Source organism: Sinorhizobium arboris LMG 14919 (assembly GCF_000427465.1).
GTDB classification, from domain to species: domain Bacteria; phylum Pseudomonadota; class Alphaproteobacteria; order Rhizobiales; family Rhizobiaceae; genus Sinorhizobium; species Sinorhizobium arboris.
On sequence record NZ_ATYB01000014.1, the window covers coordinates 417,645 to 437,973 of the forward strand.

At 64.2% G+C, this 20,329-nt stretch carries 14 protein-coding genes; 12 read left to right on the top strand and 2 right to left on the bottom strand.

Features of this window, described 5'->3' with window-relative positions; genetic code table 11:
• Positions 1–116 precede the first annotated feature (116 nt).
• The 3 genes from SINAR_RS0113100 (at position 117) to SINAR_RS0113110 (ending at position 4,574) form a co-directional block, all read left to right on the top strand.
• Positions 117–1,301 carry a BaiN/RdsA family NAD(P)/FAD-dependent oxidoreductase gene (locus SINAR_RS0113100; protein WP_027999520.1) on the top strand — a complete coding sequence of 395 codons (1,185 nt, stop codon included), beginning with the start codon at positions 117–119 and terminating at the stop codon, positions 1,299–1,301.
• 280 nt (positions 1,302–1,581) lie between these two features.
• Positions 1,582–1,722, top strand: a complete 141-nt coding sequence (locus SINAR_RS1000000135325) for a hypothetical protein (protein WP_084617388.1) — start codon at positions 1,582–1,584, stop codon at positions 1,720–1,722.
• Between the two features lie 326 nt (positions 1,723–2,048).
• Positions 2,049–4,574, top strand: a complete 2,526-nt coding sequence (locus SINAR_RS0113110; RefSeq protein ID WP_027999521.1) for a methyl-accepting chemotaxis protein — start codon at positions 2,049–2,051, stop codon at positions 4,572–4,574.
• Positions 4,575–4,625: 51 nt separating this feature from the next.
• On the opposite strand, the gene SINAR_RS1000000138290 is transcribed toward SINAR_RS0113110, so the two are convergent.
• Positions 4,626–4,826 (bottom strand): hypothetical protein, encoded by a 201-nt coding sequence (locus SINAR_RS1000000138290; RefSeq protein WP_027999522.1) that lies wholly within the window; start codon positions 4,824–4,826, stop codon positions 4,626–4,628.
• Between the two features lie 89 nt (positions 4,827–4,915).
• Here SINAR_RS1000000138290 and SINAR_RS0113120 point away from each other — a divergent pair, with 89 nt between their 5' ends.
• From SINAR_RS0113120 to SINAR_RS1000000137810, 5 genes are all read left to right on the top strand, one after another.
• Complete coding sequence (locus tag SINAR_RS0113120; RefSeq protein WP_027999523.1) at positions 4,916–5,788, top strand: LysR family transcriptional regulator; 873 nt, start codon at positions 4,916–4,918, stop codon at positions 5,786–5,788.
• Positions 5,789–6,067: 279 nt separating this feature from the next.
• Complete coding sequence (locus SINAR_RS0113125; RefSeq protein ID WP_027999524.1) at positions 6,068–6,880, top strand: tetratricopeptide repeat protein; 813 nt, start codon at positions 6,068–6,070, stop codon at positions 6,878–6,880.
• Positions 6,881–6,886: 6 nt separating this feature from the next.
• The gene (locus SINAR_RS0113130; RefSeq protein WP_027999525.1) at positions 6,887–7,381 is read left to right on the top strand and encodes an invasion associated locus B family protein; all 495 of its coding nucleotides are present in this window, start codon (positions 6,887–6,889) and stop codon (positions 7,379–7,381) included.
• Positions 7,378–9,081, top strand: coding sequence for a ShlB/FhaC/HecB family hemolysin secretion/activation protein (locus SINAR_RS1000000134700; protein WP_050577502.1), 1,704 nt, complete (start codon positions 7,378–7,380; stop codon positions 9,079–9,081). The genes SINAR_RS0113130 and SINAR_RS1000000134700 overlap by 4 nt, the downstream gene beginning before the upstream one ends.
• A 101-nt stretch (positions 9,082–9,182) precedes the next feature.
• Positions 9,183–10,373 carry a filamentous hemagglutinin N-terminal domain-containing protein gene (locus SINAR_RS1000000137810; protein ID WP_234710611.1) on the top strand — a complete coding sequence of 397 codons (1,191 nt, stop codon included), beginning with the start codon at positions 9,183–9,185 and terminating at the stop codon, positions 10,371–10,373.
• Positions 10,374–10,600: 227 nt separating this feature from the next.
• Here the strand turns inward: SINAR_RS1000000137810 and SINAR_RS1000000137815 are convergent, their stop codons facing one another.
• On the bottom strand, positions 10,601–11,014 hold the full coding sequence (locus SINAR_RS1000000137815; RefSeq protein WP_234710612.1) for a hypothetical protein: 414 nt from the start codon (positions 11,012–11,014) through the stop codon (positions 10,601–10,603).
• Between SINAR_RS1000000137815 and SINAR_RS01000000133510 the strand changes: the two genes are divergently transcribed.
• The 4 genes from SINAR_RS01000000133510 (at position 10,995) to SINAR_RS1000000136660 (ending at position 20,317) form a co-directional block, all read left to right on the top strand.
• Positions 10,995–17,771: a hemagglutinin repeat-containing protein gene (locus tag SINAR_RS01000000133510; protein ID WP_234710613.1), complete on the top strand. Its 6,777-nt coding sequence runs from the start codon at positions 10,995–10,997 to the stop codon at positions 17,769–17,771. The two genes, SINAR_RS1000000137815 and SINAR_RS01000000133510, sit on opposite strands and share 20 nt — an antisense overlap.
• Position 17,772: 1 nt before the next feature.
• Entirely contained in the window at positions 17,773–18,687 is a 915-nt protein-coding gene (locus SINAR_RS0113145) for a hypothetical protein (protein WP_033057400.1), read from the top strand.
• A gap of 248 nt (positions 18,688–18,935) precedes the next feature.
• Entirely contained in the window at positions 18,936–19,844 is a 909-nt protein-coding gene (locus tag SINAR_RS0113150; RefSeq protein WP_027999528.1) for a hypothetical protein, read from the top strand.
• The gene (locus tag SINAR_RS1000000136660; RefSeq protein WP_150823928.1) at positions 19,841–20,317 is read left to right on the top strand and encodes a hypothetical protein; all 477 of its coding nucleotides are present in this window, start codon (positions 19,841–19,843) and stop codon (positions 20,315–20,317) included. Before SINAR_RS0113150 ends, SINAR_RS1000000136660 begins: the two co-directional genes overlap by 4 nt.
• The last annotated feature ends 12 nt before the right edge of the window (positions 20,318–20,329 follow it).

Genomic DNA, 20,329 nt, shown 5'->3' on the forward strand with positions numbered 1-20,329 from the left:
GGGTTTGGCTTCGGATGCCGCAATCATAGCCGCAGTTTGGCAATTAGCTAGATGCACGCGATTGACTTTCGCCTTCTCGGCCGGAAAGGAGGACGGGGAAACAGAAGGGAGCTTTCGTGGCGGACAAGCAGGACGTGCTGATCATCGGAGCGGGCGCCGCCGGCATGATGTGCGCCATCGAGGCGGGCAAGCGCGGACGCCGCGTGCTCGTCATCGATCACGCCGGGGCGCCCGGTGAGAAGATCCGCATCTCCGGCGGCGGCCGCTGCAATTTCACCAACATACATGCGAGCCCCAGGAACTTCCTCTCCGGCAACGCGCACTTCTGCAAGTCCGCACTTGCCCGCTACCGGCCCCAGGACTTCGTCGCTCTCGTCGAGCGCCACGGCATCAGCTGGCACGAGAAAACGCTCGGCCAGCTCTTCTGCGATCATTCGGCCAGGGACATCATCCGCATGCTGACGGCGGAGATGAGGGAGGCGGGAGCGCGACTGGCGCTCGAGACCACGGTCGAGGCGATAGAAAGAACCGCATCGGGCTTCCGTGTCACGACGAGTGGCGGCGCCGTCGATGCGGCGTCGCTGGTGGTGGCGAGCGGCGGCAAGTCCATCCCGAAGATGGGAGCGACGGGCCTTGCCTATCGCATCGCCGAGCAGTTCGGCTTGCCGGTCGTCGAAACCCGGCCGGCGCTGGTTCCCCTGACACTCGATCAGCTTCAGCTCGCAAAGCTCGGCGCGCTGGCCGGCGTTGCCGCAGATGCCGAGGCGCGGTTGGGGAAAGCCGCCTTCCGCGAAGCCGTCCTCATCACTCACCGCGGCTTGAGCGGACCGGCGATCCTGCAGATTTCATCCTATTGGCGTGAGGGCGACGAGATCCTCCTTCGGCTGATGCCGGACATCGATATAGGCTCGATCCTCAGGGGGATGCGCCGGACGAACGGCCGCCAGGCAGCCCAGACGGCACTCGCCGACATCCTTCCGCGCCGGCTCGCGCAGTTCTTCGCCGACGAGGCAAAGCTTACGGGGCGGATGCTTGCCGACCTTTCCGACAAGGCGATCGACACGCTTGCCAACTCCATCCAGGCCTGGACGATCCGACCGGCGGGATCGGAAGGCTACCGGACTGCCGAGGTTACGCTCGGCGGCGTCGACACGCATGCACTCGACTCCCGGACCATGCGGGCAAGGGATGTTCCCGGCCTCTACTTCGTCGGGGAATGTGTCGACGTGACCGGTTGGCTCGGAGGCTACAATTTCCAATGGGCCTGGGCGTCCGGCTTCGTCGCCGGTCAAGACGTGTAACCATGTGGCAAAATTGGTGATTTGCTTCTTCTGGCACTGTTAAGTGAAATATAAGGGAAATAATTGAACCTGTTTTTCATGGCGCAACAGCCGCGAGGGCTGCGGAAGTCAACAAACGGAAACCACATTGTTTCCATTTCGGGGACTTTCTTCAGCCGCAGGATGGAGGCACCATGATCGGCAAGGCAAAGGCGGACCGGTCTTTGCCAGAACTCGAAGTGCTGCAGCGACTTTGCGCGCCCAAGACGCTCGGTTGCTGTAGCGACAAGGACAAGAGGCCATGAACCAGCAACGCCGCCGTCCCCGTGCCATAGCCATCGCCCGCGCAGAAAAGAGCCGCGGGCAGAACGAGTGGATGGCTTATCTCGCCACGCTCGGCCTGTTTGCCCTTACGGCCTTTGCTCTCTTTTCCTCGCTCTGACGCGTCGCTTCCGAAGGACCACGGCGGTGGACCGGGAGACCGGTGTTTCGCTCCCGAAGGGCAAATCCGCTTATGGAATTCTTAATCGTTTGAAATGATGATGGCGGGCAATTGAGCCCCGCCAGGTCCTCGCCGCCATTCGGCTGCGCGGCCCCGCAATGACTGCTGGCGGACTGGCGGCGCGCGCCGCATGACTTCCGAAAGACATCAGCCTGTTTGCGCATCGGGTGGCGGCCGGGCGCCTTCGGTCGTTCACCTGACGCGATCCGGGGTGCTCCGAGCCATTGGGGGAGGCGAAACGCGCGCTGTTCGCCAAGGTGTTTTCCATGTTCATCGACAGGATACTTGCCCGCTTCAAGATTCAGACGAAGGTTCTGTTCTTCATCCTGCCCTTCGTCGTCAGCATCTCGGCCGTCGGCGTAACCGGTCTTTACGCCTCGGGTCTGTTACAGGGCCGCATGGAAATCTCGAACAGCGTCCTCCAGACGTTGAGCGGCTTCAAGAACGTCTATGCCCAGATGAACAACTTCCTCCAGCGAACGACCGACGAAAGTCGCCGGATGCTCAAGGATGCGATCGTTGCCCAGAAGGAGGTGCTGGCCGAAACTGCGGTGCAGGTTGCGGGCGGAAACGGCGAAGACGAACTGGCCGCCGCCATTGCCGCGACCAGCGACATCGAGACGCGCATCGGCGGGCTCTGGACGCTGCATGAAGGCGAGCAGAAGCTCCGGGCGGGGACCAGGGCCAATCTGGAGAGGCTTGCGGCCGAACAGTCGAAGATCAGCGAGGAGGCGAACCGGCTGCAATACGCCGTGCGCAAGGACGAGAATGCGGCGAAGACGATGCTTCGTAACGCCGAAAAGCTCATGCGCGCCAGCCGCTTCTATGCGGAATTCGCGACGGAGGTCAGCGAGGCGATAACCGTCGAGGAGAAGCTGAAGGTCGCAGAGGATCGTTACCCGACCATAGGCCGCACGCAACGGGATATTTTCGTGCTCTTGCCGAAGGGCGAGAAATCTCTTGCCGAAACCGTCAACTCCGCTTCCGGGGCGATCGGCGCCCTTATCAAGACGCCGCCCGGCCCCGAAACGCTCGCGGGCCTTTCCAGATATGTCGACCGTTTTCGCACCGCCAGCTTCCGGTTGGAGGCAGCTTCGGTCGGCAAGATGCGCGAGGCGACGCAGATATTCAGCGAGCTTGACGGCAAGATCGCGGGCACCGAGTCGGTGCTGACCGCGACCCGCAGGCTCTCCGCATCCCTGACCGACATCCAGATTGCCGCCGCGGCATTCCTCGGAACGACGAGCGAGGAAAATCGCCAGAAGCTCCTCGACAAATTCCTTGCAGTCCAGTCCAATCTGACAACCCTGCGCGGCGTCGCAAAAGGCATGAGCTTCTTCGACCGGACCGCGGGCGCACTTCTGCCGGTTATCGACGTGATGAAGAAGGATGGCCTTGCGCTTGTCGAGATCACGGACAAGCGCACTGCCGAATTCGAGGCAGCGGGCGCCGCAATCAACGAGATATGGAGCGATCTCACCGGTTTTGCCGAGCAGCAGAAGGTCGCCGCCGGCACTGAACGTGCGGAAGCCAATCAGATCTCCCTTGCGGCGACGGTCGCCGGCGTCGCGATCGCGCTTCTGGCCGGAATCGCGCTCACGCTCACGCTGAAAAAACCGATCGGCCAGATCACGGCCGCAATGCGGCGGCTGGCGGACGGCGCGCTGGACACATCGATCGACGGAGGCATGCGCGGCGACGAGATCGGCGACATGGCGCGCGCCCTCGGCGTCTTCAAGGAAAATGCGCTCTCCAAGGTACGCATCGAAGCGGAAAGCGCTGAGGAGCGCGCCCGCGCGGAAGCCGAGCGCAGCCGCAACGATGCGGAGAAGCGTGAGCTCGACAGACAGATCGATCTTGCGGTCAGCGAGCTCGCAGCCGGCCTCGGACGCCTGGCGCAGGGCGACCTGTCGCGGCAAATCGAAGTGCCGTTCGCCGGTCGCCTCGAGCAGTTGCGGCTGGATTTCAACGGTTCGCTCTTCCGTCTCCAGGACACGCTGTCACAGATTCGCGCCAACGCCCAGGCGATCCAGCAAAGCGGCGCCGACATGCATCGGTCCGCCGACGCGCTGTCCAAGCGGACCGAGGCCCAGGCCGCCTCCCTCGAGGAGACCGCAGCCGCCGTCGACCAGATCACCGTCACGGTGCGCTCTTCGGCGGAGCGCGCGCATGAGGCGAACCAGGCCGTGTCCGAGACCAAGAGGAGCGCCGACAGCTCGGCAGTCGTCGTCACCAACGCGGTGGCCGCTATGGCGCGCATCGAGGATGCTTCGCGCCAGATCGAGCAGATCATCGAGGTGATCGACGACATTGCCTTCCAGACCAACCTTCTGGCGCTCAATGCGGGGATCGAAGCGGCGCGCGCCGGCGAGGCGGGCAAGGGCTTTGCCGTCGTGGCGCAGGAAGTGCGCGAACTGGCGCAACGCTCGGCCGGGGCGGCGCGCGAGATCAAGGGGCTGATCGACAAATCGACCGAAGAAGTGAGTTCCGGCTCACGCCTCGTCAAGGAAACGGGCGCAGTGCTCGCCTCGATCAGCGCTGAGATCGTTACGATCAGCCAGCATGTCGAAACGATCGCCACGGCCAGCCGCGATCAGGCAGCGGCCCTGAACGAGGTCAACGGTTCCGTCAACCAGATGGACCAGATGACGCAGCAGAACGCTTCGATGGTCGAAGAAGTGACCGGTACCAGCCGGGCCCTCGCCCGTCAGGCCGATACGCTGATGATGCTGGTCGAGCAGTTCCGGCTCGAACCGGCGGTCCCAGCCGAGCAGACCTATCGGGCGGCATAGCCGGATCTCGAACGCTGCGGACGGGCCGCGCATCCTGGATGCGCGGCGCCTTCAATTGCCGCCGCCAGCGCAGGAAGCGGTGCCGGCGCAGACAGCACTTTTCTCCGCCGGTTGCCGATTGCGGAACATTGCCGCAAGCAGGCGTTTCGCCAAGCGCCGCCGGCGGCTCGGCGGCCGGGGCTCGAACCTCTCGTCCCAGTGACGGTTCCTCGAAGCCATATCGAATAGCAGTGCCATTGCCATCATATCCATGGTGATGCTCCTTCATTCTTGGGCATCCCCTTTTTTATGCATCCGGAATTGTTTTACATACAGCCGATTTCCCCGTATGATTTTCAATCATGAAAAACACCGACTGGGACATCTACCGCTGTTTCATGACCGTGGCGCGCTCCGGCGGCCTGACCGGTGCCGCGCAGGCGACGGGGCTCAGTCCCGCCACGGTGGGCCGCCGGATGCTGGAGCTCGAGGAGCGCACCGGCCGTTCGCTCTTCATCCGCAGCCAGACGGGCTATACGCTGACGGGCGACGGCCGCTTCCTGTTCGAACAGTTGCAGGAAATGGAAGCGGCGGCCCGCAAGGTCGAAAGCTGGCGGAAGGAGGGCGAGGGCGCGACCGTCGTCCGCATCGCGGCCGGCACATGGGTCTCCTGGCTGATCGCCGAGAATTTCCCTGCGATCTGCACGGAACGGGACGCCTTCGGCCTTTCGCTGACGATCGGCGAGACACGGGCGAATCTCGCCTATCGGGAAAGCGATATCGGCATCCGTGCCTTCGAACCGGAGGAAACCTATCTTGCCGCGCGGCCGGTGGGCGAAGTCGCCTATGCCGCCTACCGGCAGAGGAATGCGTCCGAATCGCAGCGTTGGGTGGCTGTTGCTGAAGAGGATGCGATCTCGGCCTATCTGCGATGGCCGCACGAGCATGCTTCGGGGCGGATCGTTGCAACGGTCACGCGTCCCCGCTCGCTGCTCGATCTCGCGCGGGCCGGCGCGGGACGAGCGGTACTGCCCTGTTTCGTCGGCGACCTCGATCCCTTGCTCGAGCGCGCTGGCGAAGAGATCGAGCCGCTCAGGCACCGGCAGTGGATCGTCATGAACAACGAGGACCGGCACAGACGCGACATCCGCACCGTCGTAGACCGGATGACACGTTTCCTGCGCAGCCATACGGACCTCTTTGCCGGCAAGCGTCCGCCGCGGAACTCGGCATGAACCTTCAGCCTTGACCAGCGGGCGCTGGGCCGGTCGATCCTCGTCTTGCCGGGCTGAATTCGTCTTCCTGTAGTGCAACCCTTATTTGCATATAATCAACTGTTCGCGCTCTCATTCTTAGGATTCGCTCGGTCTCCACGCGATGAGGTGGCGTGAAACGAACTGCGCTGCGCGAAAAAGTATTTTGCGCGTTCGCACCGCTGACGTCCCTTTTCGGGCTGGCACCGACGGATCGCACGATTGTTCCCAGGCAATTCCTGCACCCGTATCGAGGCCCTCATGACCGCATCCTTCTACGCTTCGCTGAGCCTGCTCTTTCTGGTGTTCGCAACGACGGCCCAGGCGGGCGTCGCCGAGGGGATCAAAACGCTCGAAGGCGGCGACATCGCCGGAGCGGTCAAGGAATTCCAGGAGGCTTACGAGGCCGGTGACGCCGATGGAGCCTTCTATATCGGGCGGCTCTTCGAAATGGGGCTCGGGACGGACAAGGACATGAGGCGCGCCGCGGAGCTTTACGCCGCTGCGGCAAGCAAAAAGAGCGCCAAGGCCGAGAACCGCCTCGGCCTGATGTATCTGAAGGGTGAGCTTGTCATTCAGGATTACGCCCGCGCCACCGAACTGATCTGTGCCGCGGCCGCGGCGGGCGATCCGAACGGTCAGTTCAATTGCGGCCTGATCTACTCGGAAGGCAGAGCTGTCGGTCAGGATTGGGCGAAGGCCATCGATTACTGGCAAAAGGCTGCCGCGCAGCACAGTGTCGCCGCTCTCAACTATCTCGGACTCGCTCACCGGGAGGGAAACGGCGTCGATGCCGATCGCAACAAGGCGCTGTCGTATTTCCGCCGAACCGCCGCCGCCGGCAATCCGATGGGGCTCTACGAACTCGCAAAGGCCTATTCCGAAGGTTCGGGCGTCGACGCTGATCCGATAATGGCGCACGCCTACGCGAATCTCGCGGCCGCCCGCGGCAACGCAGAGGCCGCATCCCTGCGCGACGAGCTTGGCGCGCGGTTGCGACCGGAGGAACTCAGGAAGGCGCACGCCACCGCGCGGGATTGGAAAGCGCTTCCGATCGACCGAACCGGCGAGTAGCCCAGCATGTCGGTTACAACGTTCCTGATCGCTCTGGCGCTTCTTGCCGCAACGCTTCCCTGGTCGCCGGCTGCGGCAGCATCGGGCTCGCCCGCCTGGAAGGTCGAGTGCCGCGGGGATGCCCCGGCCTTTTGCCAGATGTTCGCCGCACCTGAGACCCGCAATGGAGCCCCGCCGGCCTTCCTGCTGACGGTCACGCCAGCTTCGGACGGGTCGGGGGAGTTCGCGGTCATTACCGCGCCGCAGCGGGTGTATCTCGTGCCGGGCATCGAGATCCGAGTCGACAAGCGCCGGCCGTTCAAGGCGCTGTTCGAACTCTGCGATGGTGCCGGCTGCCATGCCGGCTTCAAGCTCTCCGGTCCCGTCCTCGACGCCTTTCGACGCGGCGCGGCGGCGAAGGTCCGCATATGGACTGCGAAAGACAAGGCGGTCGAGTTCGCCGTCTCCCTCAAGGGCTTTTCGAAAGCGCTCGATGGGCTGAAGCGTGGAGGCAAGCCATGACCGCAAGGCAGCGCCTCTCATCGTTTCGACCCTTGCGCTATCGCCTCCTGGCAAGCCTGCTGTGGCTCCTTTTCAGCGCGCCAGCCTTTGCCCAGGCGATCGATGCGCTGCGCGACACCCTGCAGAACGAGGCAAACACCAATGCCGAAGCCGAGCGGGCTCGGCGCGATGCGGCGCGCGCCCGCGCAGAGCGCGCTTCCGACCTCCCCTCGGCAGAGAGCGGTTCGGCACCTGCGGAGGGCGGGCCCTGTTTCACTATCCGCGAGATCCGGATTACCGGCCACGAGCCATTCGGCAAGCCCCCGTCGGGCCACGAACAACTCATCGGCACGTGCGCCACCGCGGCCGACATCGCCCGTGCGCTCGGCCGCATCAACGCCTTCTACCAGGAGGAAGGCTTCATAACCACGCGCGCCTATCTGCCCGAACAGGACGTCTCCGACGGGTCCTTGGAGATATCCGTCATTCCCGGACGAATCGAGGGCTATGCCTATGGCGACGGCCGGCAGGCGGACCGGCGGCTCGCCGCCGCATTCCCGGCCGCCCGCGGCGATCTCCTCAATCTTCGCGAAATCGAGCAGGGCCTCGACAACTTCAATGCGCCACGTTCGGCCTCGGCGAAGTTCCAGCTGGTCCCGGGCCAGACCGTCGGCGGTTCCTTCGTTCAGGTGCTGTCGGAGGATGAACGGCGGTTCCAGGCCAATCTTTCGACCGAAAATACCGGCTTCAAGTCGACCGGTGTCTACAAGGGCAATGCCACGGTCGGCATCGACAACCTGATCGGCATCAACGACCAGCTGAGCTTCAGCCTGAGTTCCACGCCGTTCGACCCGCGTGGCCGCCGCTATTCCGACGCCCTGTCGGTGAGCGCCCTCGTCCCTTACGGCAATTGGTCCCTGGGGCTCGACGCGGGCACCAGCCGCTACGCCTTCACGCTCGACGGCATCAACCAGGCCTATCCGGTCTCCGGCCGTTCGCAGCACGTGTCGCTCACCCTCGAGCGCCTGATCTCGCGCGACAGCATCAGCAAGCTCCATGCCTATGGCGGACTCAAGTTCAGCCGTTCCTTAAGCTTCATCGACAGCTACGAGATCCAGAGCCAGCGTCAGCGCCTCGCCATCGGCAGCCTCGGCCTGCGCGGCGAAACATTCGCCGGCGCCGGCAAGTTCGGGTTCGACGCGACCGCGCGTTTCGGGATCGAAGCGCTCGGCAGCGAGGTACCCGCCAAGAGCGCCGTCGATCCCGACTTCAAGAATTGGACCCTGCGGCTGACCAGCGAACAGCCGCTCGGCTCCAGTCCGCTGACCTACAAGGGTGTGATCGCGGCGCAGCTCGCCAGCGACATTCTCCCGGCATCCGAGCAATTCTCGATCGGCGGCTGGTCGAGCGTCCGCGGGTTCCACGACGACAACATGTATGGCGCAAGCGGCATCTACTTCCGCAACACGCTTGAGTGGCTGGCCTTCAGCCGCCCGGGTCTGGAAGCGCGGCTTGGCGCCGGACTGGACGTCGGCTGGCTGAAGCCCTCGCCGCTGCGGCAATGGGACCAGCGTCATCTGATCGGCGTCAGCCTGTCGGCCGACGTCATCATCCGTCAACGCATGTTCATGGCCTTCGTCCTGGCGCACGCGCTTGACCGGCCGTCGGATTTCGATGCGGCGCGGACCATCGGCTTCGCAAGCCTTGACGTGCGGTTTTGAGGAATATGGCCGGCCCGTGCGAGCGGGCCGGCCAATCGGCATTTGAGGCATCGCCGACGGCTACGGTCTGCAAGGCAGGCCGTGAACCATGAGGTTCGGGAATGAAGAACGCGTTCAACCGTTCGATCAGCGGGCTGCTTGCAGCCGTATTGGCATTCCAGCCCGTGCTCGCACATGCCGGAGAAATCGTTCACGTCAAACCCGATACCGCCCGCCCGCGTGTCGACCGCGCCTATAACGGAACGACGATCCTCAATATAGACACGCCGAATGCCGCCGGCGTCTCGCAGGATCAATACGAGAAGTTCTCCGCCGGGGACCTGATCCTCAACAACTCGCCGACGAACGTCACGACCCAGCTCGGCGGATGGATCGAGGGCAATCCGAACCTGACGCCCTCGAATCCGGCAAAACTCTGGATCGGCGAGGTCGTCGGCGGCAATGCGGCCGAACTCAACGGCATGCTCGAGGTCGGCGGAGCTGCGGTGGATGTCGTGCTCGCCAACGAGTACGGCATCACCTGCAACGGCTGCGGCTTCATCAACACGGGTCGCGCGACCCTTACGACCGGAGTTCCGGCGCTGAACGCGGCAGGCGGCCTCGGCGGATTCGACGTGCGCCGGGGCACGGTGACGATCACCGGGGCGGGCCTCAACCCGGAAAGCCGGGTCGGCGCTTCGGACACCGGACGTGTCGACGTCATCGCGCGGGCGGCCGCGATCTACGGCCGTATGCGTGCCAAAGGCCTGAACGTCGTTACCGGCGCCAATGCCGTCAAATACGATTGGTCCTACGATCCGGCAACCGGAAAGGTAACCGGCATCACGCCCCAGGACGGAGCCGGGGCCGCGCCGGCGCTCGCCGTCGACGTCTCGGCGCTCGGCGGCATGTATGCCGACGCCATCCAGATGATCGCCACGGAGCGCGGCGTCGGCGTGCGCATCGATGGAGAAATGGCCTCCGGATCCAACCTGTCACTCTCGAATGCCGGGCGCCTGAGCCTCGGATCATCCTCCGGCGCCGGGCTCAAGGCCAGTCAGAAGGTCAGGGTGCGCAGCGACGGTCCGCTCCTTCTCGAAGGATCGGTAACTTCCGAACAGGGCGACCTCGTCGAAATCCGCAGCGGGGATGCGCTGACCCCTCACCGGCCAGGTCTCCGGCGGCGACATCCTGCTGGAAAGCGCCGGCGCCGCCAATGTCGCAGCCGCCGTCGCGGCGCGCGGCAAGCTCACATTGCGCTCGACGGGCAGTTCCCTCGCCGTCGGGGCCGATGCGGCGCTCTCGTCGAGTAGCGCCGTGCTCACGGCCGGCCGGAATCTTACAGTCCAGGGCAGTCTGAACGCCGGCAGGGCCGCAGAAATCGTTGCCGGCGAGACGCTCGAAGCGGGCGCGGGAGCGAAGGTGTCGGCCGCCAGCCTGCGCCTCGGCGGCACGGCGGTCGCGACCGCGGGCTTGCTCAAGGCCGCCGGCGATCTGGCCGTGACGGCCGGCTCCGGCGGTCTGGTGAACCGTGGCGAATTCAGCGGCGAATCGGTGGCTGTTGCCAGCACCGGCAATGCAAGCAATTCCGGCGCGATTCGATCGACAATAGCGGTTCGCTCGCGGGGGCCTCGGCGACGTTCGTTGCCACGCGCGAGGCGGCCAACAGCGGCACCATCGCGGCCGAGGGTGCCCTCGATATATCCGCTGGACTCAGGTTTTCGGCCACGGCCGGCTCGAAGATATCAGGCGGAACCGTCGCACTCAGCGGCGGATCGGTCGAGACGTCAGGAACGATCGTCGCCAGTGCTGCACTGACGATCGAAGCGGCGGCGGGAGGTCTGTCCAACAGGGGAACGGTCCAGGCAGCGACGACCGGCATCCGCTCGGCGGCCGCCCTCCTCAATGAGGGGCAGATCGGCGGCAAGGACGAGGTGGCAATCGCCGCCGCCACCGATCTCGCCAACGAAGGCGTGATTTCGAGCCTCGGGACAATGCGGCTGCAGTCGGGCGCGACAATGGTGCTCGGCAGGGACTCCGAGACAGCCGGCGGGAATGTCGCCCTCTCGGCGGCAGCGCTTCGTTCCGCCGGCACGGTGATCGCAGACGCCGCCCTGACCATCGCGGCCGGAGAAGGCGGCATCGGCAACAGCGGGGTCTTGGCCGGAGAGACCGTTACGGCAACGGCAAAGGGTCAGCTCGCAAATAGCGGCGCGATCAGCGGAGGCAGCGCCGTCTCCCTCGACGCCGCCTCCAGTCTTCTGGTGAGCGGTTCGATCACCAGCGAAGGCACGATCGGCCTCTCGGCGGAGCAGACGCTGTCAACGATGGCCGCCGCCAAAATTGGCGGAGATTCGGTCACGCTCACGGGTGCTTCGGTCCGTTCGGCCGGCACGGTGGTCGCCGACGCCGCGCTCGAAATCGCCTCGGCAAGCGGCGGTATCGTCAACAGCGGCACTCTCGTCGGCGCCCGGGCGGTCGCCGGGACGACAGGCTTTTTCCGCAACGAGGGCGCGGTCGCGGGCGGTAGCCAGCTGCTCATCGCGGCGACCGATATCCGCAACAGCGACGTGCTTTCCAGCAATGGCCTCGTTCTGCTGAAGGCCACACGTTCGGTCGTCACCGATGACGGCTCCAGGGTCGCCGGCGGTGCCGTGGATGTCTCCGGGGAGAGCCTTGCAACCGGCGGCGTCATCCTTGCGGGCAAGACGCTTCGGCTCGCTTCGGGCAGAGGCGGAACCGCCAGTTCGGCAACGATCCGAGCCGCGACTGCCGAGCTCGTATCAATGGGCGAGGTCGGCAATGCCGGCGTCGTCGAGGGGACCGATACGATCGCCATCGACGCCGCGGCGGTCACCAACGACGGCACGCTGCTCAGCCGCGGTCGCGTTGCGATCGACGCCGATCGAACCGTCGCTACGGGCCGTGGCTCCGGCATCCAGGCCGGCGCGGTCGCGATCGACGCCGAAGGCGTCGCAACCGCCGGCACGATCATGGCCGACCGGACGCTGGAGATCGTCGCGGGCATCGGCGGCATCGGCAACAGCGGCACGCTGATCGGCGATACAGCATCGTTCGAAACCACGGCGGCCTTCCGCAACGACGGCCGCATCGTCGGCAACCGGCACCTGTTCGCCATCGCCGAGACCATCACCAACGATGGCGTTCTTGCGGGCGACGGGCTGATCCGGCTCGGCGCCGGCAAAAGGCTGATCACCACGGCGGGTTCCCGCATCGATGGCGGCACGGTAGAGCTCGCCGCCGCGGCGATTTCCTTGGCCGGCGCGGCCCGCGCCGCCGGCGGGCTGAACGTTTCGGCGGGCGCCGGCGGCCTGCTCAATAGCGGCAGCCTCCTCGGCGACAGCACGAGACTCGCTTCCGGGGCGGCGATCGACAATTTCGGCGCCATCGAGGGCGCGACGGCGCTGACGGTCGCCGCCGCCACGGCTTTCTCGACCTCGGCCGATTCGGCCATCCGCGCCGGCAAAGCGGCGATTTCGGCCGAGGCCTTCGACAACACCGGGACGCTTGCCGCCACCGGCCTGCTCGCCGTGGATGCCGGCTCCGGCGGTCTGAAGAACGGCGGCACGCTCAGCGGCGGCGCGATCGACTTCGTCTCCGCCGGCACCTTCGCCAATACCGGTCTCGTCACGGGCGGAGATACCCTGACGATTGCGACCGACGCCCCATTCGTCAACACGGCGGCGCTTTTCTCCGGCCGCGATCTCGCGATCTACAACGACCGGATCCTGAACAATGGCGGCGTCATCTGGGCAAACGGCTCGATCACGCTCGCCGCAAATGCCGGTCTCGATCCGGCCGAGATCGTCCAGAACACCGATGGCCGCATCGAGGCCCTCCAGGGCGATCTGACGATCCGCGCGAAGGAGGTCTTCAACGTCGGCACCGCGCCGACCATCGCCTCGAGCCAGATCATCAAGTGGCTGGAAAAAGGCAAGGCCGGCTCGGTCAGGCCGGCCGAAGAGATCCTCAAGCTGATCGATCCCGCCTATCTCGATGCCGACGGCAACATCAAGCCGGCAAATGCCGATGCCTATGCCGCGCTCTGGGCCGACCTGGTGCGGGGCGGCTCGCTGCTCTCGGCCAAAAGCCGCTCGATCGTCAAGTCAAGCCTGAAGACGCCAAGCGGCACGGCGCTCGCCGCCCCCTTTGCCGGCGTCTGGTCGGACATGCTCGCCAAGGCGAACGCCGCCGGCACCCCCGATCCGGCGGCCGCGATGAGGGAACTTGTCGACGAGGCCGCCTTCGCCCCCAACGGCGAGATCCTGCCGCAATATGCCGCGGCTTATGCGGCGCTCTGGGACACGCTCGCCTCCGGCGGCACCACCGTCGCCGAGGATGTCAAGGCAATTCTCAAGCCGGCCTCGCTCGAGGTCGAAAGCACCGGCACCGATCCCGCGACGGGGGAGACCGTAACCATCTACTCGAACCGGCTCGTGGCCGCTGCAACCGCGCCCTGGAGTGCGATGACCGCCGGCTCCGGTGCGCCTTACGACATCGTCAAGATCCTCTATCAGGACCGCTTCAACGACGACGGCGTGCTTGCGGAGCTGGTCGCCGGCGGCAGCATCGACATCAAAGCCGGCAAGGTCGAGAACATCTACGGCAATATCTCGGCTGCCGACGACGTCGTGATCACCGCCGACGACGTGAAGAACCAGGCGCTCGGCGCCAGCCAGTTCCTCGTCGAGGTGCACAAGCGCCCGGATTGCTTCACCTGCCACGAAGGCAAGGTCGAGTTCTACGACACTTTCGGCGGCCGAATCGAGGCGAACGGCACGGTTGCGATCTCCGGCAATCTCGAAAACGTCACGCTGCCCTCCTCCGAGCTCTCCACGAAGGACGTGCTCGACAAGCTCAACGCCTATATCGCCGAGCGGCAGGCCGCAGGCGATCCGGACATGGCCGGCGTCCCGCCCGCCAGCGACAAGAACTTCGAGCTTACGGAAACCCGGGCAGACGACTATACGGCGCCCGTGGCCGGCAACGGTGACGACATCCGCAAAGTCGAAGCCGCCGATCTGGGTTCCGAGACGAAGGTCGATACCGGCGCGCCTGCAGCGCTCGATCCGCTGTCCCCCATATCCGTCAGCCGGATCGGGGAGGTCCTCATCGAGGCCCTGGCGCCCGTCGCGGTGGACAAGCCCGCGCCGGCCTCCGTCGAGCTTCCCGGCACGCCTGTGGTCATTCCCGTCGATACGGCGGTGCTCTCCGAAAAGTTGCAGCCGGTCGTCCCGCTTCGGCCTTCGCTTTCACCCACCGCTTCCGTCGATGCGCTGCTCGTCGCCGGCCTCACCACGCTTGCGGAAACTGATCCGGAGTTCACGCAATACGCGAACTTCGTCACCTCGGATTACCTGATGTCCGAGGGGCGGCTCGCCTATCGCGACGACCTGGTCAACAACGGCCGCGAGACGATCCTCGCCAAGCTGAAGCGCGCAAGTGAGCGCGTGTCCGTCCCGGCTTTCGATTATCTCGACACGCCGGTCCAGGTGCCGGCGCCCGACGGGTCGGGCTTGCGCACCGTCTATCCGAAGGCCGTTCCGCTGTCGCTCAATACGGCCGGCGCCCTGATCCAGGGCAGGGACGTGGCGATCGCCTCCCGCGCGCTTGCCAGCAACGGCGCGATCAGCGCAAGCCGCAGCCTGACGGTCAGCGCCGGCACGGTTTCGATCGTTGACGGCAGCCTCACCGCCGGAAGCGGCGCACTGACCCTCTCCGCCCTCGATGCGGCCTCCTTCGAGAACGCGACGATCAGCGGCGGCAGCGTAGCGCTTGCGGCCGGCGGCGAACTGCTCGCGGCCGGCACCTCGATCGCTTCCGCGAGCGATCTTTCGATCTACGGAGCCGGCGTGACCCTGACCGGGCTCGAGCGGCGCTTCGCCGGCAGTTGGGCCGGCGGCACCTTCGAGACCGTCGATCAGCAGCTCTCGAGTATCGAAGCCGGCGGCGATCTTGCGATCGTCAGCGGCGGCGCGCTCACGCTCGCCGGCGTCACCGGCAACGCGGGAGGCAATCTCAGCCTGGCGGCGGCCGGCGACCTGGTGCTGTCGGCGGCCGAGTCCACCACCGAGTTTCAAAGGAGCCGCCGCAGATCCAGCCTCGACATCTCCACCGTCACCAGCTCGGCGACGAAGCTTTCCGCCGGCGGCGACCTGACGGCGCTTGCCGGCGGCAGTGCGGTGCTCGTCGGCACGGCGCTCGACAGCGGCGGCTCCGTCCGGCTCGCGGCGAAGGACGAGGTCGTGCTCGCCGCGGCGCAGGATATCTATTCCTACGAGGCGAAGACCGAGAAGAAGAGCCTCTTCAAGAAGAAGTCGACCTCCGTCTCCAGGGCCCGCGTCACAAACGAGGGCGTCTCGATCGCAGCGGCCGGAGACGTCGACGTCGTCGCCGGGACCGGCGATCTCGTCACCGCCGGCTCCCGCTTCGTCTCGGCCGGCGGCGACATCGCGCTTTCGGCGACGGAGGGCGACATCTATGCCGGCGCCTATACCGACATCTTCCAGGAAAGCCGCACGACGAAGAAGAGCTATTTCTTCGGCCTCTTCGGCTCGACCAGGAGTTCCAGCACCGAGAGCCGCTTCAGCACCGGCACCGATGCGCTCGCCGCGCTGGATCTGACGCTCGTCTCCGGCGCCGACACCACGCTGGTCGGGGCGCATCTTGCCGCCGGCGGCAATCTTTCGATCGACACCGGCGGCGACTTCTCGGTCGAGGCCGCGATCGACAGCGAGCGCAAGGCCTTCTTCTCCAGCAATCTCGGCCTCGTCACCATGACGACGATCACCGAGAGAAGTTTTCGCGAGACGGCCAGGCTCTCCTCCTTAGAGGCAGGCGGCGCGACCGACTTCTCGGTCGGCGGCCAGGCGAGCCTCAGCCTCTATAATCAGGCCGGCGTCGATCCCGCCAATCCGGACGACCTCTATCCGGAGGAGCTGCTTGCCATCGCCGGCCTCGCCTTTATCGAGGCCGGCCTTGCCAACGAATATTTCTACGACAAGCAGGTCGCCCTCTCGCCCGCCTTCAAGGCGCTCGTCGCCGTCGTGGTCGCCAACTTCGCTGCGCCGGCCATCGTCGGAGCGGTCCTGCCGGGTGTCAGCGGCTGGGTCGCGGCCGCAGCCGAAGCCTTCACTACCTCCTTCATCGTCGAGAGCCTCGACGGCATCGTCTCGGGCAATTACGACATCGGCGAGATCCTCAAGGGCGCCGCCTTCTCCGGTGCCACCGCGGGATTGAAGGGGGCCGTCAATCTTTCGACCCTCGGCATCGACACGGCGGGCCTCCTCGACCAAAGCCTGCTCGGCGGCTTCGGCAACGGGCAGCTGACGCTCGGCGGCATTCTCGACGGAGCGCTTGACGGCGCCATCGGTTCCGGCCTGTCGTCGCTCGTCTACGGCACCGATTTCGGGTCCGGCTTCTCGCAGGCGCTGCTCAACACCGTGGTCAATCTGACGCTCGCCGATGTCCAGGGCGGCATCGGCGATCTCGGGCTCGGCGAAGGCACCCTGTCGAGCGCGCTGCTGCACGGGGTCGCCGGCTGCGCCGCCGCCGAGGCTCAGGGCGGCAATTGCGCCGCGGGTGCTGCGGGAGCCGTCGCGCAGAGCCTTTTCGCCGGCGGTCTCTCCGCCAGCGAGCCGCAGCCCGGGGATTATCCCACCGCCGACGCTTACGCCGCTGCCCTGATTTCCTGGCGCGATGGCAGCCTTAAGGCGGTGCAACTCATCGGCGCGCTCGCAGGTTATGCTTTCTCGGGGGGCGAGGCGGACAACGTCTTTGCGGCCGGAAACATCGCCCTTTCAGGGCTCGAGAACAATTACCTCACCCACCAGGAACTGCGTGAATACGAACAAAAGCTCGCCCAATGCGGCAACGATGAGGAGTGCCAGAGCCGCGTCGAAGCCGAGCGTATCGCCACCTGGTCGGCACGGCAGGACGAGTTCACGGACACCTGCCTGAGCGACACCGGCGCGTGCCGGGCACTCATCGATCAAATGCGCGGCGACCTTGTTCTCCTCGTTTCGAACGCGGATTCCTACGGTGTCGGCGCCACCTACATCAATGCCGATATTCGCGGACTCCTCTCGCTCGAATGGACCATGCTCGAGATCATGGTCGAGCGGGGACCGCTCGCACCGTCCGAACAGGCCCGCCTCGACGAGTTCAGGCTGACGCCCTGGTCGAAGCTCATCGAGGCTGCATCGATCGGTCTCGGCGCGATCAGAGTCTGGAAGCTGCCGACCGGGAAAGACAAACCCGATCCGCCGATACAATCGGCGAAGGGTGATTTTTACGGCAACGGCTACCGCACGGAGTTCTATGACGACGCCGGAAATCCGATCAAATGGCGCAACCCGTTGACGAACGAGGTCGAGGACATCCCTACCGGAATGAACCTGCACAGGGATCACATCCTGCCGAAGGATGCGGTTCAAAAGTTGCCAGGGTTCGACCAATTGACGCCGGCGGAGCAGAAACTCGTCTTGAACGAACCGCGCAATATCCAGCCGCTGGATGCTTCCATGAACTGCTCGAAAGGATGTACTGTCGAAGGCACGGACAGGCCTTGGCCAACCTACAAAGGACAGCCCGTAAGCACCGAATACAGGCAGTGGCTGTTCGAAGAACAGCAAAAGATGCGAACGTCTCTACAAGATAAGGTCGACTATTTCAACGCTCAAAGGAGGTGACATGGCAATCCCATGCTTGACGATGGCGGAATTCTTCGAAATTGGAGAATACAATAGGGTCTTGGCATGCTGGAACAGCAGCCTGCAAGCGACGCCAGAAGTCAAGCATGCCGTGTACGACGCAAAGCCGGGTGAGGGGAGGCTATTTGACGTTTTGACCCCGCTCCAAAAGGGCAAGGAATGGCTCTTTGAATTGACGGCGCGTCATCAGCCACGCACTGGCGAACTTCTCTTGGGCGGTGGTGAGCTATTGGTGAAGGTCGTTGAGACATCTCCAAGTTCGCTCGGACAGAATTTACGCGTAAATCTCGTTCTTGAGGTTCAAAACAAGGCCGTTGTTGTCGAACGCGACTTTTGGAACAAGAATTTATCAGATCCAGGATATGACTCGTGGATCGCCGCCATCGAGACCAACCTGAGCCGGCGCGATGGACGACCCCGAAAGTTGAACCAGCGTCAGTTGAGCCTGCCGCTGCCGCTGCGCGAAGCCTATTACACCCGCTTCGACGGCCTGAACCTGCCCGAAAACGTCATTGCATATCCGCAACGCATATTGCCTTGGGGGGTCACTCGGCCTTGGGAGAGCCTCGAGGGCTATCTCAAGGGATTGCGCGCCTATAAGAAATACCTGCCGTGGTTCGAGGAGCGTCTGCCGATCAAACGACTGGAAGACCGGAAGGACATCCCATTGATGGCGTTCCTCGATACCCGCCGGAAGCTGCGGGAGGGCGACATCTTCTTCGTCAAGAACACGATCCAGGACGGGGTCATCTACCATATCAAGGATGACGTCATCGATGACATGCGCATCCTTTCGGAGCCGGCTGAAGCCTTCGATCGCTACTGCGAGTACGTCCTCCTTGGCAAGGAGGGACGATTCGACTTTCTCCCCTACACCTCGCCCTTCGAGGCGTAAGACCGGCTTTCGCGGCAGACCGAAATGGCTCGGTACCGGAGCAGGCCCGCTGCTTACCTCTGAACGAGCCGAAGCAGGTGAGGCTCGAAACTGCGCGAGGCCAAAGGTTTAACGGCGCAAGGCTCACCGTGGCTCGCCGGAGCTGAACTCGGCGATCCGGCTTTTCGCAGGCGGTCCTGTCCGCCGCCGTCAACGCCGTTGCCGGGGCGGCAATCTCGGAGGTTGCCGACGCCGGCGGGCATCTGACGGTGTCACTGGAAAAGACCGTTGCCAAGGCGCTGATCAATTGCGCGGCAGCCGAGGCAATTGGCAGCAATTGCGCCTCTGCCGCCCTCGGCACGCTCGTCACCGAAATCGCCGTGGCAAGCGGCGTCACGGCCGAGACGCCGGAGGAGTTCCGCGCCAAGCTGACGTTGATCGCTGCGGTCGCCGGCTGGGTCGCCTCCGGCGGGGATCCCGACAACCTGAACGCCACCGTCGACGCGGCGATGCGCGACGTCGACAACAACATCCGTCCAGCGCTCATCGCCGTCTTCGTCATCGGCCTGACGGCGGCCGACTACGCGCTCAGCGGCTACGACGCCTACCAGCTGACAAAGGCGGGGCTTGCCTGCGACGCAGGCGATACGACCGCCTGCGCCGAAGCCGCCCAGATGGTCAAGGACTTCGCCCTCGAGACCGGCGTGACCCTGACTGGAGGGGCCTTCGTGCCCGGCACCAAGATCGGCATGAAGATCATGGGTGCGCTGCGCAAGAGCGGCAATGACGAGGTCATCGATGCTGTTGATCGCGCAGCAGAGCAATACCCGGAAGGCCCGCACCGCGATACCAGCAGGCCGGCTGGAGACGGTCTCGACAGTCACCACTGCCCCGCGAAGAAATGCTATGAAGGAGCTCCGATAAGCACGGCTGACGGTCCAGCAATCAAAATGGACGCCAACGATCATAAGAGGACCAGGAGCTATGGCAGCGGCGAAGAGGCGCAGGAGTTTCGGGCAAGGCAGAAGGCTCTTCTGCTTGAAGGAAAGCTTATGGAAGCGATCCAGATGGACATTGATGACATCAGAAGCATAGCCGGTTCTAAGTATGATAAAGCCATCGCCGAAATGTTAGACTATGCACGTACTCTTGATCCGCAGGATTTCATCTCTAAGTGAGCTCAAAGATGATTCTCCACCCATTCGACAAAATTTCTGGAGTCGATACTGGCAACCCTTACAAAGGATTTGTCGATATCGCAAAAGGCGAAAAATTCATCGACGTCGCTCGGGATTTTCATGGGCATTCAGTTTTTGTAAAATCAAGCAAATTTCCAAATAGCAGCATTATGAAAGAATCCATTCATGTATACTACAATAAAAATGGAGAAGTTATTGGAGTGGAGGTATTCTTGAGAGATTCTGACGGGAATAGAACAAATTTTTCCTGGGGAGATATAGATTTACTTCCAGATACGATGCAGATCGTGGCGAATGAGATTCGAGAGCGCAACATGAATTTCGCTTACAACGACTATGGGATTGATGTTCCAGATTTAGGACTGTCGTATTTTTGTAGCGACTTTGAAAATGATCTGCACTGCCGAATTGACTGTGTCTATGTGACGCTGGCGCGGGAACGGAATAACTGATGCAGAGTGCAA

Bases quoted from the DNA above. Each gene is read 5' to 3' on its own strand.
- SINAR_RS1000000135325 (WP_084617388.1), top strand. From the start codon at position 1,582: ATGAACCAGCAACGCCGCCGTCCCCGTGCCATAGCCATCGCCCGCGCA.
- SINAR_RS0113110 (WP_027999521.1), top strand. From the start codon at position 2,049: ATGTTCATCGACAGGATACTTGCCCGCTTCAAGATTCAGACGAAGGTT.
- SINAR_RS1000000138290 (WP_027999522.1), bottom strand. From the start codon at position 4,826: ATGGATATGATGGCAATGGCACTGCTATTCGATATGGCTTCGAGGAAC.
- SINAR_RS0113120 (WP_027999523.1), top strand. From the start codon at position 4,916: ATGAAAAACACCGACTGGGACATCTACCGCTGTTTCATGACCGTGGCG.
- SINAR_RS0113125 (WP_027999524.1), top strand. From the start codon at position 6,068: ATGACCGCATCCTTCTACGCTTCGCTGAGCCTGCTCTTTCTGGTGTTC.
- SINAR_RS0113130 (WP_027999525.1), top strand. From the start codon at position 6,887: ATGTCGGTTACAACGTTCCTGATCGCTCTGGCGCTTCTTGCCGCAACG.
- SINAR_RS1000000134700 (WP_050577502.1), top strand. From the start codon at position 7,378: ATGACCGCAAGGCAGCGCCTCTCATCGTTTCGACCCTTGCGCTATCGC.
- SINAR_RS1000000137810 (WP_234710611.1), top strand. From the start codon at position 9,183: ATGAAGAACGCGTTCAACCGTTCGATCAGCGGGCTGCTTGCAGCCGTA.
- SINAR_RS0113145 (WP_033057400.1), top strand. From the start codon at position 17,773: ATGGCAATCCCATGCTTGACGATGGCGGAATTCTTCGAAATTGGAGAA.